Source organism: Pseudomonas sp. C11, assembly GCF_034683865.1.
In the GTDB taxonomy this organism is placed as follows: domain Bacteria; phylum Pseudomonadota; class Gammaproteobacteria; order Pseudomonadales; family Pseudomonadaceae; genus Aquipseudomonas.
The window spans coordinates 207,925-233,226 of the sequence record NZ_JAWIIP010000003.1; the positions used below are offsets into that span (position 1 = coordinate 207,925).

Annotated in this window: 23 protein-coding genes and 1 pseudogene; 18 read left to right on the top strand and 6 right to left on the bottom strand. The window is 63.9% G+C overall.

Features of this window, described 5'->3' with window-relative positions:
• Nucleotides 1-152 precede the first annotated feature (152 nt).
• From VC352_RS07035 to VC352_RS07055, 5 genes are all read left to right on the top strand, one after another.
• Nucleotides 153-587, top strand: a complete 435-nt coding sequence (locus VC352_RS07035; RefSeq protein WP_322978869.1) for a BLUF domain-containing protein — start codon at nucleotides 153-155, stop codon at nucleotides 585-587.
• 145 nt (nucleotides 588-732) lie between these two features.
• Nucleotides 733-2,106 (top strand): pitrilysin family protein, encoded by a 1,374-nt coding sequence (locus VC352_RS07040; RefSeq protein ID WP_322978870.1) that lies wholly within the window; start codon nucleotides 733-735, stop codon nucleotides 2,104-2,106.
• Nucleotides 2,096-3,556, top strand: a complete 1,461-nt coding sequence (locus VC352_RS07045; RefSeq protein ID WP_322978871.1) for a pitrilysin family protein — start codon at nucleotides 2,096-2,098, stop codon at nucleotides 3,554-3,556. Before VC352_RS07040 ends, VC352_RS07045 begins: the two co-directional genes overlap by 11 nt.
• Nucleotides 3,556-4,158 carry a 16S rRNA (guanine(966)-N(2))-methyltransferase RsmD gene (gene rsmD / locus VC352_RS07050; RefSeq protein ID WP_322978872.1) on the top strand — a complete coding sequence of 201 codons (603 nt, stop codon included), beginning with the start codon at nucleotides 3,556-3,558 and terminating at the stop codon, nucleotides 4,156-4,158. The genes VC352_RS07045 and rsmD overlap by 1 nt, the downstream gene beginning before the upstream one ends.
• Before the next feature lie 146 nt (nucleotides 4,159-4,304).
• Nucleotides 4,305-5,288, top strand: coding sequence for a hydrolase (locus VC352_RS07055; protein WP_322978873.1), 984 nt, complete (start codon nucleotides 4,305-4,307; stop codon nucleotides 5,286-5,288).
• 177 nt (nucleotides 5,289-5,465) lie between these two features.
• Here VC352_RS07055 and VC352_RS07060 read toward each other — a convergent pair whose 3' ends face one another.
• The gene (locus tag VC352_RS07060) at nucleotides 5,466-6,125 is read right to left on the bottom strand and encodes a TetR/AcrR family transcriptional regulator (protein WP_322978874.1); all 660 of its coding nucleotides are present in this window, start codon (nucleotides 6,123-6,125) and stop codon (nucleotides 5,466-5,468) included.
• Between the two features lie 215 nt (nucleotides 6,126-6,340).
• Between VC352_RS07060 and VC352_RS07065 the strand changes: the two genes are divergently transcribed.
• The 6 genes from VC352_RS07065 (at nucleotide 6,341) to ggt (ending at nucleotide 12,855) form a co-directional block, all read left to right on the top strand.
• Nucleotides 6,341-7,771, top strand: a complete 1,431-nt coding sequence (locus tag VC352_RS07065) for a coniferyl aldehyde dehydrogenase (RefSeq protein WP_322978875.1) — start codon at nucleotides 6,341-6,343, stop codon at nucleotides 7,769-7,771.
• 42 nt (nucleotides 7,772-7,813) lie between these two features.
• Nucleotides 7,814-8,359 carry a twin-arginine translocation pathway signal protein gene (locus tag VC352_RS07070; protein ID WP_322978876.1) on the top strand — a complete coding sequence of 182 codons (546 nt, stop codon included), beginning with the start codon at nucleotides 7,814-7,816 and terminating at the stop codon, nucleotides 8,357-8,359.
• Between the two features lie 143 nt (nucleotides 8,360-8,502).
• Nucleotides 8,503-10,101, top strand: coding sequence for a GMC family oxidoreductase (locus tag VC352_RS07075; protein ID WP_322978877.1), 1,599 nt, complete (start codon nucleotides 8,503-8,505; stop codon nucleotides 10,099-10,101).
• A 105-nt stretch (nucleotides 10,102-10,206) separates the two neighbouring features.
• Nucleotides 10,207-10,689, top strand: coding sequence for a pantetheine-phosphate adenylyltransferase (gene coaD / locus VC352_RS07080; protein ID WP_322978878.1), 483 nt, complete (start codon nucleotides 10,207-10,209; stop codon nucleotides 10,687-10,689).
• Between the two features lie 157 nt (nucleotides 10,690-10,846).
• The gene (locus tag VC352_RS07085) at nucleotides 10,847-11,098 is read left to right on the top strand and encodes a YfhL family 4Fe-4S dicluster ferredoxin (protein ID WP_004373873.1); all 252 of its coding nucleotides are present in this window, start codon (nucleotides 10,847-10,849) and stop codon (nucleotides 11,096-11,098) included.
• A gap of 86 nt (nucleotides 11,099-11,184) precedes the next feature.
• Entirely contained in the window at nucleotides 11,185-12,855 is a 1,671-nt protein-coding gene (gene ggt, locus VC352_RS07090; RefSeq protein ID WP_322978879.1) for a gamma-glutamyltransferase, read from the top strand.
• A 9-nt stretch (nucleotides 12,856-12,864) separates the two neighbouring features.
• Here the strand turns inward: ggt and VC352_RS07095 are convergent, their stop codons facing one another.
• The 5 genes from VC352_RS07095 to VC352_RS07115 form a co-directional block, all read right to left on the bottom strand.
• Nucleotides 12,865-14,700 carry a Na/Pi symporter gene (locus tag VC352_RS07095; RefSeq protein WP_322978880.1) on the bottom strand — a complete coding sequence of 612 codons (1,836 nt, stop codon included), beginning with the start codon at nucleotides 14,698-14,700 and terminating at the stop codon, nucleotides 12,865-12,867.
• Nucleotides 14,701-14,823: 123 nt separating this feature from the next.
• Nucleotides 14,824-15,162, bottom strand: coding sequence for a multidrug transporter (locus tag VC352_RS07100; RefSeq protein WP_322978881.1), 339 nt, complete (start codon nucleotides 15,160-15,162; stop codon nucleotides 14,824-14,826).
• 75 nt (nucleotides 15,163-15,237) lie between these two features.
• Nucleotides 15,238-15,816, bottom strand: a complete 579-nt coding sequence (locus VC352_RS07105) for a lysophospholipid acyltransferase family protein (protein ID WP_322978882.1) — start codon at nucleotides 15,814-15,816, stop codon at nucleotides 15,238-15,240.
• A 102-nt stretch (nucleotides 15,817-15,918) separates the two neighbouring features.
• Complete coding sequence (mutM, locus tag VC352_RS07110; protein WP_322978883.1) at nucleotides 15,919-16,731, bottom strand: bifunctional DNA-formamidopyrimidine glycosylase/DNA-(apurinic or apyrimidinic site) lyase; 813 nt, start codon at nucleotides 16,729-16,731, stop codon at nucleotides 15,919-15,921.
• Nucleotides 16,732-16,812: 81 nt separating this feature from the next.
• A complete protein-coding gene (locus tag VC352_RS07115) occupies nucleotides 16,813-17,679 on the bottom strand; it encodes an HDOD domain-containing protein (protein ID WP_322978884.1) in 867 nt (288 codons plus the stop codon).
• A 139-nt stretch (nucleotides 17,680-17,818) separates the two neighbouring features.
• On the opposite strand from VC352_RS07115, the gene VC352_RS07120 reads away from it, so the two are divergent.
• From VC352_RS07120 to VC352_RS07150, 7 genes and pseudogenes are all read left to right on the top strand, one after another.
• A complete protein-coding gene (locus VC352_RS07120; protein WP_322978885.1) occupies nucleotides 17,819-19,018 on the top strand; it encodes a class I SAM-dependent rRNA methyltransferase in 1,200 nt (399 codons plus the stop codon).
• Between the two features lie 687 nt (nucleotides 19,019-19,705).
• Complete coding sequence (locus tag VC352_RS07125) at nucleotides 19,706-20,440, top strand: sensor histidine kinase (RefSeq protein ID WP_322978886.1); 735 nt, start codon at nucleotides 19,706-19,708, stop codon at nucleotides 20,438-20,440.
• Nucleotides 20,437-21,075: a response regulator transcription factor gene (locus VC352_RS07130; protein ID WP_322978887.1), complete on the top strand. Its 639-nt coding sequence runs from the start codon at nucleotides 20,437-20,439 to the stop codon at nucleotides 21,073-21,075. The genes VC352_RS07125 and VC352_RS07130 overlap by 4 nt, the downstream gene beginning before the upstream one ends.
• A 709-nt stretch (nucleotides 21,076-21,784) precedes the next feature.
• Nucleotides 21,785-22,402 (top strand): annotated as a pseudogene (locus tag VC352_RS25345) (methyl-accepting chemotaxis protein); the annotation flags it as partial.
• An 8-nt stretch (nucleotides 22,403-22,410) separates the two neighbouring features.
• Complete coding sequence (locus tag VC352_RS07140) at nucleotides 22,411-22,779, top strand: response regulator (RefSeq protein ID WP_322978889.1); 369 nt, start codon at nucleotides 22,411-22,413, stop codon at nucleotides 22,777-22,779.
• Between the two features lie 10 nt (nucleotides 22,780-22,789).
• On the top strand, nucleotides 22,790-23,110 hold the full coding sequence (locus tag VC352_RS07145) for an STAS domain-containing protein (RefSeq protein WP_322978890.1): 321 nt from the start codon (nucleotides 22,790-22,792) through the stop codon (nucleotides 23,108-23,110).
• A gap of 6 nt (nucleotides 23,111-23,116) precedes the next feature.
• Nucleotides 23,117-25,288 carry a chemotaxis protein CheA gene (locus tag VC352_RS07150; RefSeq protein WP_322978891.1) on the top strand — a complete coding sequence of 724 codons (2,172 nt, stop codon included), beginning with the start codon at nucleotides 23,117-23,119 and terminating at the stop codon, nucleotides 25,286-25,288.
• The last annotated feature ends 14 nt before the right edge of the window (nucleotides 25,289-25,302 follow it).

Here is a 25,302-nt window from a genome sequence, read left to right on the forward strand (position 1 = left end):
TGCGACCTGCCGTTGATCAGGCGCAGGCCATCGTGATCACGAGCCCGAAAAGCGCGACAAACCGCGCCATCAAATACCTATACAAAAACTGTACAAACAGAGGCAGAATTGTCGAAGTTATTTCTCAAGCCAGCCTTTTCAGGATCACCGATATGCTCGTACGCCTTACCTACGCCAGCCGTGCCAGCCATGGCATTTCTTCGCAGCTGATCCGCGAAATTCTCGACAGTTCCCGTCGCAACAACCCAGCCAGCGGCCTCACCGGCATCCTGTGCTGCAACGCCGACACCTTTCTCCAAGCCCTGGAGGGGCCGCGAGCGGCGATCAATGCCTTGTACAACCGGCTGGCCGAGGATAATCGCCACAAGGATCTGACGATTCTCGACTACGAGGAAATCAGCGTACGCCGCCATGCCAATTGGAGCATGGGCTGGGCCGGCGCCAAGCAAGCCAACCGGGAGCTGTTCCTGAAGTACTCCTGCAGCGATCGCCTGGATCCCTTCAGCATGAGCGCGGAACAGGTCAACGGCCTGTTGCTGGAGCTGGCGGCGAGCGTAACCACGATCAACGCGCCACTGATCGACTGAGCCGGCTTCACCAGCACACAGAACCTAAAGCTTTGCGCCGATGTCGGAACGACGGGCGGTGCCTCGTCGCATGGATGGGGTATCCTGACGCCCTCTCGTCAACGGCGGCTCTACCGCCTCGCGCCATCCAACAGGACGACACCTGATGATTGTCTCTGCACGCCGTCCCCTCGGCCTGATCCTGGGGGTGCTTTGCCTGCCACTGGCGGCGTTCGCCTCCCCTGCACAACCCACTCACGAATTCACCCTGGACAATGGCCTGAAGGTCATCGTCCGTGAGGATCATCGCGCTCCGGTGGTGGTCTCCCAGCTCTGGTACAAGGTCGGTTCCAGCTACGAGACACCCGGCTCCACCGGCCTGTCCCACGCCCTGGAACACATGATGTTCAAGGGCAGCGCCAAGCTCGGCCCGGGCGAAGCCTCGGAGGTGCTGCGCCAACTGGGTGCAGAAGAGAACGCCTTCACCAGCGACGACTACACCGCCTATTACCAGGTACTGGCCAGCGACCGCCTGCTGGTTGCGCTGGAGCTGGAGGCCGACCGCCTGGCCAGCCTGCAACTGCCGGCAGCCGAATTCGACAAGGAAATCGAGGTGATCAAGGAGGAACGCCGCCTGCGCACCGATGATCGCCCTTCGTCCAAGGCCTTCGAGCAGTTCAAGGCCATGGCCTATCCGGCCAGCGGCTACAGCATCCCCACCATCGGCTGGATGGCCGACCTCGAGCGCATGCACATCGATGAGCTGCGCGCCTGGTACAAGAAATGGTACGCGCCGAACAACGCCACGCTGGTGGTGGTCGGCGACGTCAGCGCCGACGAGGTGAAAACCCTTGCCCAGCGTTATTTCGGCGCCATCGAACGCCGCGAGGTGCCCACCGCCAAGCTGCCGCTGGAGTTGCCCGCCGCAGGTGAACGACGCCTCACGCTGCACCTCAAGACGCAGTTGCCGAGCCTGCTGATGGGCTTCAACGTGCCGGGGCTGGCCACCACCAAAACGCCGCGCCAGGTCTACGCCCTGCGCCTGGCTGCTGCCCTGCTCGATGGCGGCTATAGCGCACGCCTGTCCAGCCATCTGGAACGCGAGCAGGAACTCGTGTCCGGCGCCAGCGCCTGGTACAACGCCTTCACCCGTGGCGACAGCCTGTTCGTCCTCACCGCCACACCCAACGTGCAGAAGGGCAAGACCCTGGAGCAAGCCGAAGCCGGCCTTTGGCGCGAGCTGGAAGATCTGAAGAAAACCCCGCCCTCGACCGCCGAACTGGCGCGCGTACGCGCCCAGGTCATCGCCGGCCTGGTGTTCGAGCGTGACTCGATCACCAGCCAGGCCACCAGCATCGGCCAACTGGAAACCGTCGGCCTGTCGTGGAAGCTGATCGACCAGGAATTGACCGAACTGCAGGCCGTCACCCCGGCCGATATCCAGCAGGCTGCCCGCACCTTCTTCGTCCGCGACCGCCTGAGCGTCGCCCATGTCCTGCCCGAAGCGTCCCGTAACCAGGAGTTCCATCATGAAGACTGAGCACCGCCGTTTGGGCCTGCTCGGCCTGGCGCTGTCCACCGCCCTGGTGCTGGGCGCCTGCAGCCTCGTCCCCAGTCACGCACCGACGGGCGATGGTGCCAAGCTGCAATCGCTGGCCGAGCTCGATGACCAGGCACCCAGCCGTCGTACCCTGGATATCCAGACCTGGCACACCGAGCAAGGCGCCAAGGTGCTGTTCGTCGAAGCCCACGAGCTGCCGATGTTCGACCTGCGCCTGACATTCGCCGCCGGCAGCAGCCAGGACGGCGGCGTGCCGGGCCTGGCCACCCTGACCAATGCCATGCTCAACGAAGGCGTACCGGGCAAGGATGTCGGCGCCATTGCGGCTGGCTTCGAGGGCCTCGGCGCCGAGTTCGGCAACGGCGCCTATCGCGACATGGCCGTGGCCAGCCTGCGCAGCCTGAGCGCGCCGGAGCAACGCGAGCCGGCGCTGGCACTGTTCGCGGATGTCCTTGGCAAACCCACCTTCCCCGCGGATTCGCTGGCGCGGATCAAGAACCAGTTGCTGGCCGGCTTCGAGTTCCAGAAGCAGAACCCGGGCAAGCTGGCCAGCCTGGAGCTGTTCGAACGCCTGTACGGCCAGCATCCCTACGCTCACCCGAGCGACGGTACGGCGCAATCAATCCCGGCGATCACCCGCCAGCAACTGCAGGCCTTCCACGCCCGCGCCTATGCCGCCGGCAACACGGTGATCGCGCTGATCGGCGACCTGACGCGCGCCGAGGCCGAAGCCATCGCCAGCCAGGTATCGGCCGCCCTGCCGCAGGGGCCGGCGCTGGCCAAGATCGCCCAGCCGCAGACGCCCAAGCCGGGCACCCGCCATATCGAATATCCGTCCAACCAGACCCATCTGATGCTCGCCCAGCTCGGCATCGACCGGCGTGATCCGGACTACGCCGCGCTGTACCTGGGCAACCAGATCTTCGGTGGCGGCGGCTTCGGCACCCGCCTGATGAGCGAAGTGCGCGAGAAACGCGGCCTGACCTACGGCGTCTACTCCGGCTTCAGCGCCATGCAGACACGTGGCCCTTTCATGATCAACCTGCAGACCCGTGCCGAGCTGAGCGAAGGCACCCTGGCACTGGTCAAGCAACTGCTCGCCGACTACCTGCGTGACGGCCCCACCCAGCAGGAGCTGGATAGCGCCAAGCGCGAACTGGCCGGCAGTTTCCCGCTGTCCACCGCGAGCAACGCCGATATCGTCGGGCAACTGGCGTCGATGGGTTTCTATGACCTGCCGCTGAGCTACCTCGACGACTTCATGAGCGACGTGCAGAGCCTGACCACCGAGCAAGTCAAGGCGGCGATGGCCAAGCACCTCGATCCCGAAGCCATGGTGGTGGTCACCGCCGGTCCGACGGTGCCGCAGAAAGAGCTGCCACCGCCCACCGAGCGCCCGGCCGAACGCGCCAGCACGGTGCCGCACTGATGCGTGGTCGCACTCCGCAGAAACCCGCCGCGGGCAAGGCCCACGGCGGCCAGGGCCAGTTGCGCATCATCGGTGGCGAGTGGCGTTCACGACGCTTCGCCTTCCCCGACGGGCCGGGCCTGCGCCCGACCCCGGATCGGGTACGCGAGACGCTGTTCAACTGGCTGGCGCCCTATGTCGAAGGCGCCCACGTGCTCGACCCTTTCGCCGGCAGCGGTGCATTGCTGCTCGAAGCACTGTCGCGCGGCGCCGCCAGCGGCCTGGCCTGCGATCTCAACCCGGCCTCGGTGGCCTCGCTGCGCGGGCACCTGGCGACGCTGCAGTGCAGCAACGGCGAAATCCAGTTGGGCGACGCCCTGCAACTGCTGGCACGCCCGGCGCCACGCCGCTTCGATATCGTCCTGCTCGACCCGCCGTTTCACAAGGATCTGCTGCAAGGCGCCTGCAACCTGCTGGAAACGCAGGGCTGGCTGGCCGATGACGCCTGGGTGTACACCGAAAGCGAGACCGCACCCTCGACCCTGGGCCTGCCGGGCAACTGGCGCCTGCACCGCGAGAAACACACCGGCCAGGTGCATTACGCGCTGTGGCAAAGAAATTAGCCGCAGGAGCCAACTTAGCCCGGATGAAATCGCTCCCGGATTGCATCCGGGCTACGCCTGTAGGAGCGAGCTCTGCTCGCGAATCGCGCCGGCACAAAACTTCGCGAGCAGGGCTCGCTCATACAATAGTCAGCTAGACAACACCCATGACCCTCCCCTTCAAACCCGCCTGGTGGCTTCCCGGCCCGCATCTGCAGACCCTGTGGAACCCGTTCTGCCGCAAACCGCCGCAGCTGGAGCGCCAGCGCGAACGGCTGTGGCTGGACGATGGCGACTTCCTCGACCTCGACTGGCATGGCCCGCACGATGCCCTGGCACCGCTGGTGCTGGTACTGCACGGCCTGACCGGCAGCTCCAGCTCGCTCTATGTGCTAGGCCTACAGCAGGCCCTGGCTGCGCGCGGCTGGGCCAGCGTGGCGCTGAACTGGCGTGGCTGCTCGGGCGAGCCCAACCTGCTGCCGCGCGGCTACCACTCTGGCGTAAGCGAGGATCTGGCCTCGGTGGTGGTGCACCTGCGCGCGCAACGGCCAATGGCGCCGCTGTATGCCGTCGGCTATTCGCTGGGTGGCAACGTGCTGCTCAAGTACCTCGGCGAAAGCGGCGCGCAGAGTCAGCTACAGGGCGCGGTGGCGGTGTCGGTGCCGTTTCGTCTGGATCAGTGCGCCGACCGTATCGGCCTGGGCTTCTCGCGGCTGTACCAGGCGCATTTCATGCGCGAACTGGTGGCCTACGTGAACAACAAGCAGCGCCTGTTCAGCGAGCAGGGCCGGAGCGAGTCGCTATCGGTGCTGGAGCGTCTGGGGCCACTGGACGGCATGCGTACCTTCTGGGACTTCGACGGGCGTTTCACCGCGCCACTGCACGGTTTTGCCGATGCCCACGACTATTACCGGCGCGCCTCCAGCCGCTTCTACCTGGGTGAGATCCGCACGCGCACGCTGATCATTCAGGCCGAGGATGATCCCTTCATCTTCCGCCATAGCCTGCCCGAGGCCAGCGAGCTCGCCGCTGGTACGGAGTTCGAGCTGCACGCCAAGGGCGGGCATGTCGGCTTCGTCGAAGGCAGCCCGCGTAAGCCGGTGTACTACCTGGAGCGGCGGATTCCGCAGTGGCTGGCTGACCCCAGGTAATCGCGGCTGAAGCCGCTCGTACGCGACATGCAAGGCTGTAGCCCGGATGAAATCCGGGAAGACGCGACAACGGCCTTTGCACCCCGCACGGCAATAAATGCGGATTGTAGGAGGCGCTTCAGCGGCGAAAAGACGGCGGCTAAGGCCCCTCCTACAGAGGCCGAGCGCGTGAGGCAATCACCCCAGCACCTGCTCCAGCGGCACGTGCAGCCGGCCATACAGCGCCTCGACCGCCTCACGGGCGGATGGCGCGACATAGCCGCCCTCCAGCGCCAGCACCTGGTAGATACCACGGCGCAGCATGTCCTGGCTGAGGTTGTCCGGGCTGGCGCCAGCCGTGCAGAGAAAGCGCACCCAAGAGGTCATGATGATCCAGGCGTTGAGCGTCAGCGCCTCGATCTGCGCCGGGGTCATCAGCAGGATGCCGGCCTCGACGAAGCCCTGATAAACCGACTGCGCACCCACCAGGCAGCGCCGGGCGAAGGCGCGGTAACGCTCGGCCAGTTCGGCGTCGGAGTCGAGCAGGTGCTCCAGATCGCGATGCAGGAAGCGGTAATGCCACATCGCCGCCAGCAGCGCCTCCAGATAGAAGGTCTTGTCCGCCACTGTCAGTGCACGTCCTTCGGGCGGGCGCAGAAAGCTGTCGACCTGCGCTTCGTACTGGGCGAAAAGCTCGGCGATGATCGCCTGCTTGTTACGGAAGTGGTAGTACAGGTTGCCCGGCGACATGCCCAAATGCGCGGCAATGTGATTGGTGGTGACGTTGCGCTCGCCCTGGCTGTTGAACAGGGCCAGGCTCTCGGCAACGATGCGGTCGCGGGTCTTGGGTGGTGCCATGGCGCTGCTCGATCTCGGCTTCAAAAGTGGCAAAGGTACAGGCGAAACAGCCGAAGTGTTACCCCCAGATGCACTGCGCAGGCGCTGCCAGGCCTTTGGTTAGGGTGCAGCGAAGACGGCGACGCGGCATCCTATTTGACACATTAGAGTAATTGCTCTAAAAATCCAGCACAGTCATTCCCATGCAGCCCGCTGGAACGTCGAGGAGAAACCCAATGGTCGCCGACATCGCCTACCTGCAGCACAGCCAACAGCAGATCAGCCAGCTGGACGCCACCTTCGCCCAGCAACGCTCTGCCTTTGCCGCCAATCCGATGCCGTCGGCTGAACAACGTATCCAGTGGTTGAAGTCCCTGAGCGAGCTGCTGACCCAGCAGCAGGACGCCCTGGTGGCGTCGATCTCCACCGACTTCAGCAACCGCTCGGCCGACGAAACCCTGCTCGCCGAACTGATGCCCAGCCTGCATGGCATTCATTACGCGACCAAGCGCATCAAGAAGTGGATGAAACCCTCGCGGCGCAGCGTCGGCCTGCAGTTCATGCCGGCCTCGGCCAAGGTCATCTACCAGCCGCTGGGCGTGGTCGGCATCATCGTGCCGTGGAACTACCCGCTGTTTCTCGCCATCGGCCCGCTGACCGGTGCCCTGGCCGCCGGCAACCGGGTGATGATCAAGATGAGCGAGTCCACGCCGGTCACCTCGCAACTCGTCAAGGATCTGCTGGCGCGCATCTTCCCCGAGGATCTGGTCAGCGTCGCCCTGGGCGAGGCGGAAGTCGGCATGGCCTTCTCCAAGCTGCCGTTCGACCACCTGCTGTTCACCGGCGCCACCAGCATCGGCAAGCATGTGATGCGCGCCGCCGCCGAGAACCTCACTCCGGTGACCCTGGAACTGGGCGGCAAGTCGCCGGCCATCGTTTCCGCCGACGTGCCGTTAGCCGACGCCGCCGAGCGCATCGCCTTCGGCAAGACCCTCAATGCCGGGCAGACCTGCGTGGCGCCGGACTATGTGCTGGTGCCGCGCGATCGCGTCGACGGCTTCGTCAGCGCCTACCGCGAGGTGGTGCAGCGCTTCTACCCGGCGCTCAAGGACAACCCGGACTACACCGCGATCATCAACGAGCGCCAGTTGGCGCGCCTCAACGGCTACCTGCAGGACGCCCAGGCCAAGGGCGCGCGTGTCGTACCGATCTACCCCGAAGCCCAGGGCCGGCGCCTGCCGCAAAGCCTGGTGCTGGAAGTCAACGACGACATGAAACTGATGCAGGACGAGATCTTCGGCCCGCTGCTGCCGGTGGTGCCCTACGACCGTATCGAAGATGCCTTCGCCTACGTCAACGCGCGCCCTCGCCCGCTGGCGCTGTACTACTTCGGCTACGACAAACGCGAGCAGCAGCGTGTGCTGCATGAAACCCACTCTGGCGGCGTGTGCCTGAACGACACCCTGCTGCACGTGGCCCAGGACGACATGCCGTTCGGCGGCGTCGGCCCGTCGGGCATGGGTCACTACCACGGTCACGAAGGTTTCCTGACCTTCAGCAAGGCCAAGGGCGTGTTCATCAAGCAGCGCTTCAACGCCGCACGGCTGATCTATCCGCCGTATGGCAAGGCGCTGCAGAAGCTGGTCTACAAGTTGTTCGTACGCTGATCCACGCGGGCCTGGCCCGCTCTACGCCTGGTGATAACAACAATGAACGACACCACACTCGACGCGCCGCAACTCTCGCGGCGCAGCCTGCTCAAGGTCGGTCTGATGGGCACAGCGCTGCTCGGCACTGCCGGGCTGACCGCAACGCTCAGCGGCTGCTCGGCCAGCACACCTGCTGGCGGTTACCTGATTCTGCGCAGCAGCGATCTGCCGTTTCTACGTGCGCTGATCCCGGTGATGCTCGACGGCGCCGTCAGCGCCGAACAGATGCCACAGGCCATCGACGGCACGCTGAAGAGCCTCGACAACAGCCTGGCGCACCTGTCGCCGGAGATGCTCAAGCTGACCGTGCAGCTGTTCGACGTCCTGGCCCTGCCCATCACCCGTGGTCCGCTGACCGGGGTCTGGGGCAGTTGGGAAAACGCCAGCGGCGATGACGTGCGGCAGTTCCTCAAGCGCTGGCAAAACAGCAGCCTGAGCCTGCTGCGCATGGGCCATGCCTCGCTGCTGCAACTGGTGATGATGGCCTGGTACAGCCGCCAGGAGGCCTGGGCGCATTGCGGCTATCCCGGCCCGCCTACCGTATAGCGGCTGATCCGTAGGCCGGGCCGGGCGGCGAGCCGCTTCAGCCCACCCACAGCGACCAGCATTGGTGGGCTGAAGCCCACCCTACCCATTCGCTCCTACACGTGAAATTGCCGGCGTCACTGATAACGACAAGAGAGCCTGAAATGCCTGTACCCGATCTGTTCAAGCAAGGCCTGGCCAAGGGCTGGAAGACATACGACGGTTCGCGCCTGGAAAACGACCTGACCTTGGAAGCGGATGTCGCCATCGTCGGCAGCGGTGCCGGTGGCGGCACCACCGCGGAAATCCTCAGCGCCGCTGGCTACAAGGTGCTGCTGATCGAGGAAGGCCCGCTGAAGACCAGCGATGACTTCAAGATGCAGGAGGCCGAGGCCTACCCGACCCTTTATCAGGAAGGCATCGGCCGCATGAGCAAGGATGGCGCCATCACCATCCTGCAGGGGCGCGCCGTCGGCGGCACCACCCTGGTCAACTGGACCAGCAGCTTCCGCACGCCACCGCAGACCCTGGCGCACTGGGCCGAGGCCCATGGCGTGAAGGACCATGATGTCGCTTCCATGGCGCCCTGGTTCGAAAAAATGGAGCAACGCCTGGGCGTCGCCCCCTGGATGGTGCCTCCGAACGCCAACAACGAGGTGATCCGCACGGGCTGCGACAAGCTCGGCTATCACTGGGCAGTGATCCCGCGCAACGTGCGTGGCTGCTGGAACCTCGGTTACTGCGGTATGGGCTGCCCAACCAACGCCAAGCAATCGATGCTGGTGACCACCATCCCCGCCACCCTCGATGCGGGTGGCGAGCTGCTCTACCTGGTACGCGCCGACAAGCTGGTGATCGAAGGCGACAAAGTGGTCGGCATCGACTGCCAGGGCATGGACGCGCGCTGCGTGGCCCCTACCGGCAAGCGCATCCGGGTCAAGGCGCGGCATTACGTGCTGGCCGGCGGCGGCATCAACACGCCCGGGCTGCTGCTGCGCTCCGCGGTGCCCGACCCGCACAAACGCGTCGGCCGACGCACCTACCTGCATCTGGTGAACTTCTCTGCGGCGCAGTTCGAGCAGGTCATCAACCCCTTCTACGGCGCGCCGCAATCGCTCTACTCCGACCACTTCCAGTGGGATGACGGCACCACTGGCCGGCTGTCCTTCAAGCTTGAGGTGCCGCCGCTGCAGCCGGCGCTGACCGCCACCCTGCTCGGCGAGTTCGGCCGCGAGAACGCCCTGCGCATGGAGCAGTTGCCGCACACCAACGTGATGCTCGCCCTGCTGCGTGACGGCTTCCATCCGGACTGCGCCGAAGGCCGGGTGGAGCTGCGCGGCGATGGTAGCCCGGTGCTCGACTACCAGATGACCGACTACACCTGGGATGGCGTGCGCCGCGCCTTCCTGACCATGGCCGAGGTTCAGTTCGCCGCCGGGGCCAAGGCAGTGATGCCGACCCATGCCGACGCACGCTTCGTCAAAACCTGGGGCGAGGCCAAGGACATGATCGAGAACCTCGACCTGGCGCTGTACCGCACCCGCCTGGGCAGCGCTCACGTCATGGGTGGCTGCGCCATGGGCGAAGACCCGCAGCAGGCGGTGGTCGATAGCCTCGGTCGCCACCATCAACTGGCCAATCTGTCGATTCACGACGGTTCGATCTTCCCCACCAGCATCGGCGCCAACCCGCAACTGTCGATCTACGGGCTGACCGCCAAGCTTGCGACGCTGCTTGGTGAACGCCTGAAAAGCTCGAGCTAGAGGCGTCGGCGCCCTGGTCGGAACACACAGCTCATCCCCGTGGCTTGGCCGCCGGGATGGGCTGCGCTACCATCCGACTCCTTTTCGACCCGCCAGGACGTCCCGATGAATCGAGTGTTATACCCCGGCACCTTCGACCCCATCACCAAGGGCCACGGTGATCTGGTCGAACGCGCTGCACGCCTGTTCGATCACGTCATCATCGCCGTCGCCGCCAGCCCCAAGAAGAACCCGCTGTTCCCCCTGGAACAACGTGTCGAGCTGGCCCGCGAGGTCACCAAGCACCTGCCGAACGTCGAAGTGGTGGGGTTTTCCACCCTGCTCGCGCACTTCGTCAAGGAACAGGGCGCCAATGTCTTCCTGCGCGGCCTGCGGGCGGTGTCGGACTTCGAGTACGAGTTCCAGCTGGCCAACATGAACCGCCAGTTGGCACCGGATGTGGAGAGCCTGTTCCTCACGCCGTCGGAAAAGTACTCCTTCATTTCCTCGACCCTGGTACGCGAGATCGCGGCCCTCGGCGGCGATATCACCAAATTCGTCCATCCCGCCGTGGCCGACGCGTTGCAAGAGCGCTTTCGCAAAAGCTGAAGAGCACTTGTGGGAGGCGCTGCAGCGGCGACTGTCGCGGCTAAAGCCCCTCCCACAGATGCAGCACGGGCGCATGGCACAAGCAGCACCAATCCGGCACAATTCGCGCATCGTTGTCTGCCAATGTCGACGCCCACGCTTCGACAGGAGTTGTCCCATGTCCCTGATCATCACCGACGACTGCATCAACTGCGACGTCTGCGAACCGGAGTGCCCGAACGGCGCCATTTCGCAGGGCGAGGAGATCTACGTCATCGACCCCAACCTGTGCACCGAATGCGTCGGCCATTACGACGAGCCGCAATGCCAGCAGGTCTGCCCGGTCGACTGCATCCCGCTCGACGAGAACAACGTCGAGAGCAAGGATGAGCTGATGCAGAAATACCGCATCATCACCGGCAAGGCCTGAGTCGCATCCGCACCTGGCCAGGCAGACGCCCACACCAGGTCAAGACTGTTAAGCTGCGATCTCCTCAGCCCCTCTAGGTAGATCGCATGCTGCGCAAACTCCTGCTATCGACCCTGCTGCTTGGCGCCAGCCTGCTGGCCCAGGCCACGCCCCATCAAGCCGCAATCGCCACCGCCCACCCCGCCGCCACGGCAGCCGCTCAGCAGATGCTCGACGCCGGCGGCAATGCCTCCGACGCCGCCGTGGCCGCCAGCGCTGCGCTCGCCGTGGTCGAGCCCTACGGTTCCGGGCTTGGCGGCGGCGGTTTCTTCCTCCTGCGCAGCGCCGGCGACACGCCGCGCTATGACTTCCTCGATGCCCGCGAACGAGCACCGCTGGAGGCCAAGGCCGATCTCTACGTCAAGGACGGCCAGGTGCAACGCGAGCTGTCGCTCAATGGCGCCCTCGCCGCCGCCATTCCGGGCTTGCCGGCGGCGTTGGTGGAACTGGCCGAAAAGCATGGCCGCCTGCCCCTGAAAACCAGCCTGGCCCCGGCCATCGCCCTGGCGCGCGCGGGCTTTGCCATCGATCGCGTCTACCGCGAGCGCGCCACCTGGCGCTTGGCTGCTCTGCGCGATGATCCGGAAAGTGCGCGCCTGTTCCTCAACCAGGGAGAAGTCCCCGCCGAGGGTTATCTGTTGCGCCAGCCGGAACTGGCCACCACCCTGCAGGCGCTGGCTGACCATGGTCGCGCCGGCTTTTACTACGGCGCCCAGGCCGAACGCCTGGTCGACGGTGTGCGCCGCGCCGGCGGGATCTGGACGATGGACGATCTGCGCGGCTATCACGTGGTCAGCCGTGCGCCTCTGCGCTTCACCCTGGAAGATGGTCACGAGTTGATCAGTGCCCCGCCGCCGTCGGCCGGTGGCGTAGCCCTGGCGCAAAGCCTGGGTATCCTCGAACAACTGCCCTGGCGAGATGCCGAGCCTGTGCAACGCGTGCATTACGTGGTCGAAGCCTTGCGCCGCGCCTACCGCGACCGCGAACTGCTGGGCGACCCGGACTTCATCAAGAACCCGCTGGACGAGATGCTTTCCCCTGGTCATCTCGCCGTTCTCGCCGGCAGCATCGACCCGCAGCAGGCCACACCCAGCTCCAGCCTGCCGCCCGCCGGCACCTGGCACGAGGGCGATCACACCACCCACTTCGCCGTGCTCGACGGCGAAGGCAACGCAGTGGCTGCCACCCTGTCGGTCAACCTGCCGTTCGGCGCGGCCTTTACCGTGCCCGGCACCGGCGTACTGCTCAACGACGAGATGGACGACTTCGCAGCGGACGTCAACGGTGCCAACGCCTACGGCCTGGCAGGCAGCAAGGCCAATGTCATCGCCGGCGGCAAACGCCCACTGTCGTCGATGAGCCCGAGCTTTCTCGAAAGCACCGACGAGTTCGCCGCCTTCGGCACGCCAGGGGGCAGTCGCATTCCGAGCATGGTGCTGCTGTCGATGCTGCAATACCTCGACGGCCAGCCCGTCGAAAGCTGGCCCGCCGTGGCACGCTACCACCACCAGTTCCTGCCCGACGTGATCGAGCATGAACCGGATACCTTCAGCCCTGAGCAGATTGCCGAGCTGCAAAAGCGCGGCTACAGCCTCAAGCGCCTGGATCGGCAGTACGGCAATCAGCAGGTGCTGTTCTGGGACAAGGCCAGCGGCGAAGTACAGGCCGCCAGCGATCCGCGCGGCATCGGGCAGTCGCTGGTGGTACCGAACAAGTAATGGTGAACGCTAGGAGAGCCTGATCAGGCTCTCCTCGTCGTCACCGAAGCGGCGCAACTCGCGGAACAGAGCCTGTTCATCGCCCAGCATCAGCACGTTGCGCAGGCTCTGGAAGATGCGGCTGACATAGCCCACATCATTCATCAGCGAGCTGGTCTGCAGGCCATCCAGGCGGCCATTGCGCACTTCGGCGAACAACCGCTGGCGGAATGTCGCATCGAACCCCGCCGCCTGCTCATCGAGCCAGGCCAGGCGCGAGCGCCAGGCCTCTTCCGGCAGGTCGGCACGGGCCAGGTCACGCAGCTCATGGAGCATCGACACCAGATGGCGGCGCAATTCGACATAGGCGCTGCGCGCGGCTGAATCGGGCTCATCGAGGTAATGGCCAAGATTCTTCTGCAGGTGCTTGGCGTCCTTGACCGCATCCACCAGTTGCAGCGCCGCCAGTTGGCAACTGACCCAGAACTGCTGGTGCGCCTCATCCATGGGCAGCTCCATGCGCCCCATGAAGCTCAGCAAGTCGCCATAAACACCCTTGATGTGAAACTGGTACAGGTGCTCCGCATCGAAGCCGCCCAGCGCGGGTTTGTCGCGCAGCAGACGATCATCCGCCCGCGCACGCGCCAACTGATCCACCGGCAGGTAGAGGGCATGGCAGATCACCTCCAGGCTCAGGCGGCCAAGGTGCCCCAGCTCCTGCACCACCGCGACGGAGGCCGATTCGACCGAATCCAGCGCACGCTCGTTGAGGTAGCGGGCCCGGGTGCGCTCCGGCTTGCGAGCCACGGCAGGCGCCAGTTCGGTGATCAGTACCTGCGGCTCGACTCGCTCCGGCAGCCAGCGAATCAGCATCAGCGCCAAACGCCCCTGCAATGGCCAGAACAGCATCACCCCCATGGCGTTGAACAGGGTGTGGAACATGGCCAGCTGGATCAGACGGTTATCACCCAGCCCAAGCGGCGCGGCCAGGGCGTGCACCAGCCAGGTCATGGGCTCCAGCAGGATGAACGCCACTATTCCGGTGACCAGGTTGAAGACCACATGCGCCAGTGCCAGGCGTTGACCGCTGCGGTTGCCGCCCAGCGAGCCGACGAACGCCGTGGTGACGCTGCTGCCGACGTTCGAGCCGATGGCGATGGCCAGGCTCTGGCCAAGCTCCAGCTGCCCGCCGGCCAGCGCCGCCAGCGTCAGCATCAGGGTCGCATGGCTGGACTGCAGCACCACGGTAATGGCCATGCCGATACCGGTGAACAGCAGCGCGCCGAGTATGCCGTCGGCGCGCAATTGGGTCATGTCCAGACCATCGCCGAAGCTGGCGAAGCCTTCCTTAATCTGGTCGATACCGAGGAAGATGAAGGCGATGCCCAGCACGATACGCCCGGCCGCCTTGCTGCTGGGGCCGAAAAAACCAGCCAGTACGCCGAACACCAGCAACGGCAGGGCCAGTGGGCTGAGGCTGAGGTTCTGCCCGGCCATGGCCAGCAGCCAGATGCCGCTGGTAGCGCCAAGGTTGGCGCCGAACAGGATGGCGATGCCACCTGCCAGCTGGATCAGGCCGGCACTGATGAAGGCGATGGTCAGCAAGGACACCAGCGTGCTGGACTGCAACAGCAGGGTACCGCCGACGCCGAACAGCAGGCTCTTGAATGGGGTGGCGGTGCTGCGCCCGAGAATCTGCTCGAGCTTGCTGCCAGCCAACTGCCGCAGGCCTTCTTCGAGGCATTGCATGCCGAACAGGAAGACCGCCAGACCGGCGCAGAGCTGCAGCCATCCTTCGCTGAACCAGAACGAGGCGATCAGCCCCGCAACGACCAGGGCCAACATGACCCCGCGCAGGTATTTCATGACCACCGTTTCATCCTTTCAGCGGTGTACAGAGAGGGCCATTGAATGCCCTACAGCAACTCTCAAACGCAAGCGGCCCCTCGCCCGATGAAGGCGAGAGGCCGCAAAAGCGATCGAACGGGATCAGTCTTGCTTGTAGCCGCTGCTGGTGCAGCCCAGGCAACGTACGAAGGCTTCACGCCCCGGCTCGACCACCAGCGATTGAGCGGCCTCGCCGACGTTACCGCCCAGGGCGGTGAACGGCAGGCTGACGATGAAGGCGGCGGCGCCGATGGCCGTGGCGCCGATCAGCAACGGCCGGGCAATCACCAGGTCACCGACCATGGCGTAGCCCTTGGGCGCCTCGACGTTGTAGAGCGGATCACCACTGGCATTCTGCTGCACCACTTCAGCCTGGGTAGGCAGTGCCAGCAGGCCAGAGGTCAGCGCCAGGACAACAGCGGTTGAGCGGAACGCTTTCATGAATCGATCCTTAGGTTAGTCGCAACGGTGCCAGTAACTATAACAGCGCCTTGGCAATTGTCAGCGTGATCGCCGTCAATCGCCGTGAAAAGCATATTCAGGCTTTTTCGGGACGAATGGGCGGAAAAAAGCCAGCATGGTGGCCAGGTCGGCCTGCTCGTCACCCGTCGGGTAGAAGGTCGGCCCGATCACCACGCGACGATTCTGGTAATCCAGCGCCCCCATCACGATCGGTACGCCCGCGCCGCGAGCGATGTGATAGAAGCCCATCTTCCAGCGCTCCACCTTCTTGCGCGTGCCCTCGGGCGACAGCACCAGAATGAACTGCCGATTCTCGCGGAACGCCTGCACCGCCTGCTCCACGGTGTTGAGCTGACGATCGCGGCGGATGGCGATGCCGCCCCAGGCCCGCATCAGCCCCCCGAATGGCCAGCGGAAGATGCTGTGCTTGCCGAACCAGCGGGCATTCAGACGCAGCACGAACTTCATCGCGATGAAGATCACGAAGTCCCAGTTGGAGGTGTGGTGAGCGCCGATGGCGACGAACTTGTCGAGTTTCGGCAACTGCCCTTCGATACGCCAGCCCATGAGCTTCAGCACGCTGCGCCCCAGCCATTCAGCCGCCGGATTGGGCGGCAAGTAGTTAGCGGACATCTAATACCTTCGGTTTTCTTGTTTTTTTGCCGTAGGGCGGGTGCAACCCGCCATTGGCCTTTGGCGGTTGCCCCGCCCTACCGCTCGCCCATCAGCAGATGTTCAACGTTGGCACTTGGGGCAATAAACGCTGGCTCGCTGGCCCAGCTTGACCTCGCGCAGGGTACTGCCGCAGACCTTGCAGAACTCGCCGCCGCGGCCATAGGCGAACAGTTCCTGCTGGAAGTAGCCGGGCTGGCCATCGCCACCGACGAAGTCACGCAGCGTGGTGCCGCCCCGTTCGATGGCATGAGCGAGGATGCGCTTGATCTCCTCGGCCAGGCGCAGGTAGCGCGAGCGCGAAATCGAGCCGGCCTCGCGACGCGGATCGATACCCGCCGCGAACAGTGCCTCGGTGGCGTAGATGTTGCCAACCCCGACCACCACCGCGTTGTCCATGATGAAAGGCTTGACCGCCATGCTGCGCCCACGCGACAGCTGGAACAGTCGCCCACCGTCGAACGGCCCGCCCAGCGGCTCAGGGCCGAGCTTGCTGAGCAACTCGTGGCGCAGCGGGTCTTCGCTCCACAGCAACGCGCCAAAACGGCGCGGGTCGGTGTAGCGCAGCGCCAGGCCGGACTCCAGTTCGATGTCCACATGCTCGTGCTTGGCCGCGGCTAGGCCGCATTCGACCAGGCGCAGGCTGCCGGACATGCCCAGGTGGCTGATCAGGCTGCCCGTCTCGGCCTTGATCAGCAGGTACTTGGCGCGGCGCTCCACGCACTCAATACGCTGGCCGGACAGACGGATGTCCAGGTCTTCGGGGATGGGCCAGCGCAAGCGGCGCTCACGCACGATCACGCGGCTGACACGCTGCCCCTCCAGATAGGGCGCGATGCCGCGTCGGGTGGTTTCGACTTCAGGTAGTTCGGGCATGCTGATACGACTGTAGAACGACGGTGCGCAACCTTATCAGGATTGCCGGTGACCGATAAGCGACCAGGCGCGTTGCGGCGATTACATGACCGTCAGATCGCGAATGCTCTCGTGCAGGTTCTCGAAGTCGTATTCCGACAGGCCCACGTACTCCAGCACCAGTTGCTCGATGGCCTGCCACTCCAGATCCACGCCCTGACCGCCGAGCACTCGGTAGGTCTCGCAGATGTGCTCGGCCATTTTCAGGATGGCGAGCAGGGTCTTGAGCTGGGCATCGCGCTGACCTTCATCGCAGAAGATGGAGAAGGCGTTGTGGTGATTGGCGATCACCTGACAGAGGTGTTCCGGCAAGCGCCAGGAACGTGCCGTGAAGTAGCCCACCACCGCGTGGTTGGTACTCAGCAGCTGGTTTTCCGTATCGACCACGCGGCACTGTTCGGCCGCATTGGCATAGGCCTCCTCGAGCACCTGCATGTAGTTGGGGAAACGCTTGAGCATCAGCGGGATGCCACAGTTATGGAACAGCCCGAGGCTGTAAGCCTCGTCCGGCGAGTGGTAGCCGATGCGCTTGGCCAGGGTCAGACAGGTCATGGCCACGTCCTGGGCGCTGTCCCAGAAGCGGTTGAGGGTCAGGATCGCCTCGTCGGTCAACTCACCCTTGATCGACTGGGCATTGATCAGGTTGATCACCGTGTTGCAGCCCAGCAGATTGACTGCCTGCTGGATCGACGCGATACGGTTGGCCAGGCCGAAATGCGGCGAATTGACGATTTTCAGCAACGCCCCGGACAGCCCGGGATCCTGGCTGATCAGTTTGGCGATGGCCCGCAGATCAGGATCGGGCATGAACTGCTCCATCTGCAGATCGACCATGATCTGGGGCTGCGGCGGTACGCTGATGCCCTGCAGGATCTGTTGAATCTGCTCGGACGTGAGTTCATAGGTCATGGCGAAGGATCGGCGGAGATGAGAAGTACCGCACAGTCTAGCTAAAGCCAGAGCACTGACGCATTCAACTTTTTTAACCACCCCGCCGGCAGCGCCGAAACGCTATAATTTTGCCCTTTTACCCGCGGAGCACCACGCCATGTCTTCCCTGCCCAGCCTGCGCCTGAAAGCCAATGCCGACCGACGCCTGCGCGCCGGCCATCTGTGGGTCTACAGCAACGAAATCGACGTCACCGCCACGCCGCTGCACGGTTTTGCAGCCGGCGATCAGGCGATTCTCGAAGCCGCCGGCGGCAAGCCGCTGGGCATCGTCGCCATGAGCCCGAACAACCTGATCTGTGCCCGCCTGCTGTCACGCGATCTCAAGCACGAGCTGGACAAGTCACTGCTGGTACATCGCCTCAACGTCTGCTTGTCGCTGCGTGAGCGCCTGTTCGATCAACCCTGCTATCGCCTGGTCTACGGCGACTCCGACCTGCTGCCTGGCCTGGTGGTCGACCGTTTCTTCGACATCCTCGTGGTGCAACTGGCCTCAGCCACCATGGAGCGGCACAAGGATGACGTACTCGCTGCGCTGATCCAGGTGCTCAAGCCCAGCGGCATCCTGCTCAAGAACGACTCCAGCGCCCGCGACGCCGAAGGCCTGGAACGCTACGTGGAAACCGCCTACGGTCAGGTGCCGGAGTGGGTCGCCCTGGAAGAGAACGGCGTGAAGTTCGAGGCGCCGGTGATCGAAGGGCAGAAAACCGGCTGGTTCTACGACCACCGCATGAACCGCGCGCGCCTGGCGCCCTATGTACAGGGCAAGCGTGTGCTCGACCTGTTCAGCTACATCGGCGGCTGGGGCGTGCAGGCGGCGGCCTTCGGCGCCAGCGAGGTGTTCTGCGTCGATGCCTCGGCCTTCGCCCTCGATGGCGTGGAGCGCAACGCCGCGCTCAACGGCCTGGCCGAGAAAGTCACCTGCGTCGAGGGCGACGCCTTCGCCGCCCTGCGTGAACTCAAGGCGGCCGAAGAGCGCTTCGACGTGGTGATCGCCGACCCACCCGCCTTCATCAAGCGCAAGAAGGACATCAAGAACGGTGAAGCGGCCTACCGTCGCCTCAACGAAATGGCCATGCGCATGCTCAACAAGGACGGCATCCTGGTCAGCGCCAGTTGCTCGATGCACCTGGCCGAGGACAACCTGCACCAGATTCTGCTGCAGAGCGCACGCCACCTCGACCGCAACATCCAGTTGCTCGAACGCGGCGCGCAGGGCCCGGATCATCCGGAACATATGGCGATCCCGGAAACACGCTACATCAAGAGCCTGACCGTTCGTCTGCTGCCCAATAGCTGAGCCTGGCCGCCCCACGCGGTCGACACTCAGGTCATTGGCGACCGGGAGAGCGCCCTGGCGATGGGGCCTCTCCCGGGCAGCCTTAACCCCGACCTAGAGCGCTGGCGGCGAAACAGCCGAAGCGCAATCCGATCCGCCATCGAGATGACACTCTTGCGAGGCACCTGGCGTATACGCCAATTTTCAAGCGCTCGCGCGGTCATCCCCCTGTCAACGCAGGCAGCACGGGCGATATGCTAAGCCCTTCGCCCAGCTGAGCCTGCATCATGATCATTGCCTTCCGATACGGTATCCGGCGCCTTATGGCCAAGGCGTTCGCATACCTCGTACTAACCGCATGCATCTCGTCCGACCGGTCACTTCGCACGGCTGGCGCCTCCTCGTTCGCAAACTTCTAAAATCGACGGTATACCAACTGCGGGAGCCAGCCGAGCGATGCCAGGCGGAATCGAATCAGGATTGTGCGGGGTTTCAGGTCGAGTAACCGACAACGAACGCGCGCCTCCTCGCTCTGTGCCGTAGCCATAAGCCATATCCATGGCGGGGATCGTATTTACGTCATCGAAAGTCCCCCACTTTCGAACTTCTTCGTCGAATAGCCCCCAATCGGAGAGAACCTCTACCACCTTTGTGCCTCGCCGCGGCGGTCTTCAGCGAACCAGCCGCCATAAGAAGAGAAGAGCCCCTGTGAATATTGCAACGACGCTCTCCCATACGTCTGTACGCCCGCGTAAACAGCAGAACGAAGATACCAACTGTCCCCACTGCAAGACTCGCCTGGCGCGAGCCTGTGCCCTTGCGCGCCTGAGAGAGCGCAAGCGCATCGCGCAGGAGTTGCATGACGAACTGGGCCAGCAACTGACCGTTCTCCTCCAGGGGCTGGGGGTGCTGCGCATTCACCTGGGGAGTGATCGCCCGGATCTTCTGGAACAGGTCAGTCGCCTCTGTTCGATCACCCATGGCGCGATCGATACCATCCGCGAGCTGCCTAACGGTGGCTCCCCCGGACATTCGCAGAATATCGACAGGGCTCTGGAAGGTCTGATCGAGGATTTTCGCCAGGTCTCAGCCATAAATTGCCGTTACAATCGGCCGCCGCAGGGCATCGATCTCGAGGCAGAGCGCGCCGCGCATCTGTATCGCATCGTCCAGGAATCGCTGACCAACATCCTGCGCCATGCCAACGCCAGCCATGCAGAAGTCAGCCTGGAACGTCGCGAGAACGACTACGTGCTGGAGATCTTCGACGACGGCCAGGGGTTCGCCCTGAACGACATCATGCCCGATTCCAACGGTCTGTCAGGCATGCGCGAGCGTGGACGCAAGCTCGGTGGCCCGGTCATCGTTTTCAGCCATCCGGGGCAAGGCACCATCGTCCAGGTGATCTTCCCCATCAGCCTCCAACCCAGGGAGAGCGCATGATCAATCTGATGCTCGTAGACGACCACACCATCATGCGTGAAGGTCTGAAGCGAATCTTCGAGCTGGACAAGGACATCGTCATCAAGGGTGAAGCCGCCAGCGGCTCACAGGCCCTGGAGTGCCTGCGATCATTGACCGTCGATCTGCTGTTGCTGGATATCAGCATGCCGGGGCTCAGCGGCGAAGCGCTGGTTTCACGCATCGTGCATCAACACCCCATCCTGCCGATTCTGGTGCTGAGCATGCATAACGACGCCCAGTTGGCCATGCGCGTGCTGCGCTGCGGAGCCGCGGGTTACCTGACCAAGACCCAGTCGCCCGAAACCCTGATCGCGGCTGTGAAGAAGGTCAGTGCCGGCGGGCGCTACATCGATCCGGATCTACTCGAACAGATCGCCTTGAGCAGCCTAAAACCTCAAAGCAACCGCGGCCTCGACAGTTTGACCAACCGAGAGTTCCAGATCATGCGACTGCTGGCTGAAGGTTTGAGCGTCAACCGCATCGCCGAGCAGTTGATGATCAGTAACAAGACCGTCAGCACGCATAAGATCAATCTGATGGAAAAGATGGGATTTTCCAGCAATGCCGACCTGATCAAGTACGCAGCCAGCTTTCCCGACCCTTACCTCAGATAGGGAAATCCCTAGTACCTGACAGGAATTTCATAGCAAGAAAATCCAGAAAACCCTGATGCCGCTGGCCGGCGGGGCTGATGCATCCTGCCAGAGTCGATGGAATGATCGCAGGCCACTTGCAGGAACCCCGCCTGATCGCTGTTCCGCGACGACAACAGCCTATCTGTCGCGGAGTCGAGAAGTGCGCGATCACACTCATCACCTGATTGCCCCATCGCTGATTCTGCTCTGCGGCCTCGTCTCGACGCTCGTCGTCGGGCTCGGCTGGCTAAGCCTGATCCCCGTTCTGATCATCCTGCTGGCAGCAGGCGCCGCCCTGCTGCTGCTCAGTAAGCGCCCCTCCCCGCCCGCAGAAACCCTGCCCTCCACGCACATCAGTGTCGAGGCTAGCAAAGACGATCTCGAGGCCCTCTGTGGACAGACCCTCCCCGTCTGGGCGCAACAGATCGAGAGCGCCCGTGGGCACAGTGAAGAGGCCATCAGCTCGCTCAGCGAGCGCTTCTCCAATCTTGCCGGGCGCATCCAACAGAGCCTGGGCAATGGCCCGGAACGCGAAGCCGGCAACCGCCTGGTTGCCCTGCTTTCCACCAGCCAGCACGAACTCGACATGATCATCATGGCCTTGCGCGAAGCCTTGGCCAGCAAGGAGTCGCTGCTCAAGGAAGTGATGCAGCTCTCCGGCTTCACCGATCAGTTGCAGACCATGGCGCAGGACGTCGCCGACATCGCTAAACAGACCAACCTGCTGGCGCTCAACGCGGCCATCGAAGCCGCCCGCGCCGGCGAGAGCGGTCGCGGCTTCGCCGTGGTCGCCGATGAAGTACGCAAGCTCTCGGCGATGTCGGGCGAAACCGGCCAGCGCATCGGCGAAACCGTGAACATCGTCAACGGCGCCATCCACAAGACCCTGGCCATCTCCCAGGAATACGCCAAGACCGATGCGCTGACACTGAACAACGCCAGTGAAGTCATCAATGGCGTAATTACCCGTTTCCACCACAGCGCCAGCGGCATCGTCAGCCACAACGAATCCATGCGCAGCCAGAGTGAAATCGTCGCTCAGGACATCGCCGAAGTGCTGGTCGCCCTGCAGTTCCAGGATCGCATCAGCCAGATGCTCGGCCATGTGCGCGACGATCTGGACAAGCTGCAACTGCACGTCGAAGAACGCCAGCGCCTGCGCTCGACGGGTGAAACGCCGCCAATGCTGGACAGCCAACGCTGGCTGCAGGAGCTGGCGCAGACCTACACCATGCCCGAACAGCACGCGATTCACCGGGGCGATGCGCCCGGCAAACGCAACGATTCCGAAATCACTTTCTTCTGAGGTACCCCATGGGCAAGACCGTACTCATCGTCGACGACTCGGCCTCCATTCGCCAGGTCGTGAGCATCACCCTGAAGGGGGCCGGCTACGACGTGATCGAAGGCTGCGACGGCAAGGATGCCCTGAAAAAACTCGATGGCCGCAAGGTGCACCTGATCATCAGCGACGTAAATATGCCGAACATGGACGGCATCACCTTCCTCAAGAACGTCAAGCAACTGCCCGCCTACAAGTTCACCCCGGTGATCATGCTCACCACCGAAGCCGGCGAAGCGAAAAAGGAAGAAGGCCGTGCGGCCGGGGCCAAGGCCTGGGTGGTCAAGCCCTTCCAGCCGGCGCAGATGCTCACCGCCGTCTCCAAACTGATCCTGCCATGAGAACGGCGCCATGACCGACGTGCCGGGCGAGAACCTGTACCGCATCCTGCCGCTGGAAGGTGGTCTGACCATCTACAGCGTCAGCGAAAACCTGGATCTGCTGATGCGCGCACTGGCGCCGGGTGCGGAGGTGGAACTGGATCTCTCCGCCCTCGACGAAATCGACTGTGCCGGACTGCAACTGCTGGTGCTGACCAAGCAGGAAGCCGAACGCCAGGGCTGCCAGCTGCGACTGAGTCATCACAGTCCGGCCGTCATAGATGCCTTCGAACTCTCTGGCCTGGCGTCCTTCTTCGGCGACCCCATCCTGATCAAACCCAGCGGCGAGTGACACGGCATGGATATGGACGAAGTACTCAAGATATTCATCGCCGAGAGCCGGGAACTGCTCGAACAGATGGAGGAAGCCCTGCTGGTGCTGGAAAGCGCCCCGGATGACGCTGACACCATCAATGCGATCTTTCGTGCCGCCCACACCATCAAGGGTTCGGCCGGCCTCTTCGGCCTCGACTTGATCGTCGGCTTCACCCATATCGCCGAGAGCGTGCTGGATCGGATTCGCAATGCCGAACTGCGCTTCGACGGCACCCTGACCGCTCTGTTTCTGCAGGTGGGCGACCACCTGGGCCTCCTGATCGACCTGCTCGACGAAGGCCAGACACTCGACCAACTCGACCCCGCCCTGCTCGAACAGAACCATCAACTGGGCGACCAGCTCAGCCTCTATATGGACGCGCCGCAGAACACGAGCAACCTGCCGTCCAGCAATGGGCTGGTCGAGCGCAGCAGTGTCGGCGGCGTCAGCGCCGACCATTGGCACCTCTCGCTGCGTTTCGGCCCGGACACGCTGCGCAATGGCATGGATCCGCTGTCGCTGTTGCGCTACCTCAACACCTTCGGACGCATCGTCAGCATCGTACCGCTGCTCGACCGCGTACCGCCGGCCGCCGAGATGGATCCGGAAACCTGCTACCTGGGCTTCGAAGTCGCCTTCTCCAGCGAGGCGGACAAGGCCACCATCGAAGGGGCCTTCGAGTTCGTCCGCGAGGACAGCCTGATCCGCATCCTGCCGCCCAACAGCAAATCCGAGGAATACCTGGAGCTGATTCGCACCTTGCCGGAAGAGGACATGCGCCTCGGCGAAATCCTCATGCGCTGCGGCACCCTGACCGCTGCCGAACTGCAGGAGGTGCTGCACACCCAGGTGCAAGGCCAGCAACAGGCTGAAGCGCGCCCCATCGGCCAGGTGCTGATGGAAGAGAGCCTGGTGCAGCCGCCGGTGATCGCCGCCGCCCTGCAGAAGCAGCAACAGGTCAAGGAAAACCGCAGCAACGAAGGCAACCTGATTCGCGTCGATGCCGGTAAGCTCGACCAACTGATCAATCTGGTCGGCGAACTGATCATCGCTGGCGCCGGGGCGCGCATGACCGCCCAGCAATGCGGCCATGCCGAAATGCTGGAATCCACCGAGCTGCTCTCACGCCTGGTCGAGGAAGTCCGCGACAGCGCCCTGACCCTGCGCATGGTGCAGATCGGCGCCACCTTCAACCGCTTCCAGCGCGTGGTACGCGACGTGTCCAAGGAGCTGGGCAAGGACATCGCCCTGTCCATCAGCGGCGGCGATACCGAACTGGACAAGACCGTCGTCGAACGCATCACCGACCCACTCACGCACCTGGTGCGCAATGCCATGGATCACGGCATCGAGTCCCAGGCCATGCGCCAGGCGCGGGGCAAACCGGCTCAAGGCAACGTACACCTGAACGCCTACCACGATGCCGGTAGCATCGTCCTGGAAGTCGCCGACGATGGCGGCGGTCTCGATCCGCAGCGCATCCTGGCCAAGGCCCGCGAACGCGGTCTGATCAGCGAAGGGCAGACGCTGACCGAGAAGGAAACCTTCAACCTGATCTTCGAGCCAGGCTTCTCCACCGCCGAGCAGGTCAGCAACCTCTCCGGTCGCGGCGTCGGCATGGACGTGGTCAAGCGCAACATCACCGCCCTGCGCGGCAGCATCGACCTGGACAGCACCCTCGGCGAAGGCACCTGCGTACGCATTCGCCTGCCGCTGACCCTGGCCATCATCGATGGCTTCCTGGTCGGTGTCGGCCAGGCCGGTTACGTGATTCCGCTGGATCTGGTCGAGGAATGCATCGAGCTAGAGGTCAGTGCCCGCCATGATCGCGGCCACATCTCGCTACGCGGCGAAGTGCTGCCGTTCATCCGCCTGCGCGAGTTGTTCGACGAAGCCGGACAGCCGCCCAGGCGTGAGAACGTCGTCGTGGTCAGCTACGCCGGGCAGCGTGTCGGCCTGGTGGTCGACCATCTGATGGGCGAGTTCCAGACCGTGATCAAGCCGCTGGGCAAGTTGTTCGAAACCTGCCGTGGCGTTGGGGGCTTCACCATTCTGGGCAGCGGCGCCGTGGCGCTGATTCTCGATATCCCCAGTCTGCTCACCGACCTGTCCAGTTCCACGACGAATGCGGCTCCGCTCACCAGCGAAGCCTGAAATCAGCCAATGAG

Excerpts from the sequence above, each read along its gene's own strand:
- VC352_RS07035 (WP_322978869.1), top strand. The coding sequence starts at position 153 with ATGCTCGTACGCCTTACCTACGCCAGCCGTGCCAGCCATGGCATTTCT.
- VC352_RS07040 (WP_322978870.1), top strand. The coding sequence starts at position 733 with ATGATTGTCTCTGCACGCCGTCCCCTCGGCCTGATCCTGGGGGTGCTT.
- VC352_RS07045 (WP_322978871.1), top strand. The coding sequence starts at position 2,096 with ATGAAGACTGAGCACCGCCGTTTGGGCCTGCTCGGCCTGGCGCTGTCC.
- rsmD (WP_322978872.1), top strand. The coding sequence starts at position 3,556 with ATGCGTGGTCGCACTCCGCAGAAACCCGCCGCGGGCAAGGCCCACGGC.
- VC352_RS07055 (WP_322978873.1), top strand. The coding sequence starts at position 4,305 with ATGACCCTCCCCTTCAAACCCGCCTGGTGGCTTCCCGGCCCGCATCTG.
- VC352_RS07060 (WP_322978874.1), bottom strand. The coding sequence starts at position 6,125 with ATGGCACCACCCAAGACCCGCGACCGCATCGTTGCCGAGAGCCTGGCC.
- VC352_RS07065 (WP_322978875.1), top strand. The coding sequence starts at position 6,341 with ATGGTCGCCGACATCGCCTACCTGCAGCACAGCCAACAGCAGATCAGC.
- VC352_RS07070 (WP_322978876.1), top strand. The coding sequence starts at position 7,814 with ATGAACGACACCACACTCGACGCGCCGCAACTCTCGCGGCGCAGCCTG.
- VC352_RS07075 (WP_322978877.1), top strand. The coding sequence starts at position 8,503 with ATGCCTGTACCCGATCTGTTCAAGCAAGGCCTGGCCAAGGGCTGGAAG.
- coaD (WP_322978878.1), top strand. The coding sequence starts at position 10,207 with ATGAATCGAGTGTTATACCCCGGCACCTTCGACCCCATCACCAAGGGC.
- VC352_RS07085 (WP_004373873.1), top strand. The coding sequence starts at position 10,847 with ATGTCCCTGATCATCACCGACGACTGCATCAACTGCGACGTCTGCGAA.
- ggt (WP_322978879.1), top strand. The coding sequence starts at position 11,185 with ATGCTGCGCAAACTCCTGCTATCGACCCTGCTGCTTGGCGCCAGCCTG.
- VC352_RS07095 (WP_322978880.1), bottom strand. The coding sequence starts at position 14,700 with ATGAAATACCTGCGCGGGGTCATGTTGGCCCTGGTCGTTGCGGGGCTG.
- VC352_RS07100 (WP_322978881.1), bottom strand. The coding sequence starts at position 15,162 with ATGAAAGCGTTCCGCTCAACCGCTGTTGTCCTGGCGCTGACCTCTGGC.
- VC352_RS07105 (WP_322978882.1), bottom strand. The coding sequence starts at position 15,816 with ATGTCCGCTAACTACTTGCCGCCCAATCCGGCGGCTGAATGGCTGGGG.
- mutM (WP_322978883.1), bottom strand. The coding sequence starts at position 16,731 with ATGCCCGAACTACCTGAAGTCGAAACCACCCGACGCGGCATCGCGCCC.
- VC352_RS07115 (WP_322978884.1), bottom strand. The coding sequence starts at position 17,679 with ATGACCTATGAACTCACGTCCGAGCAGATTCAACAGATCCTGCAGGGC.
- VC352_RS07120 (WP_322978885.1), top strand. The coding sequence starts at position 17,819 with ATGTCTTCCCTGCCCAGCCTGCGCCTGAAAGCCAATGCCGACCGACGC.
- VC352_RS07130 (WP_322978887.1), top strand. The coding sequence starts at position 20,437 with ATGATCAATCTGATGCTCGTAGACGACCACACCATCATGCGTGAAGGT.
- VC352_RS07140 (WP_322978889.1), top strand. The coding sequence starts at position 22,411 with ATGGGCAAGACCGTACTCATCGTCGACGACTCGGCCTCCATTCGCCAG.
- VC352_RS07145 (WP_322978890.1), top strand. The coding sequence starts at position 22,790 with ATGACCGACGTGCCGGGCGAGAACCTGTACCGCATCCTGCCGCTGGAA.
- VC352_RS07150 (WP_322978891.1), top strand. The coding sequence starts at position 23,117 with ATGGATATGGACGAAGTACTCAAGATATTCATCGCCGAGAGCCGGGAA.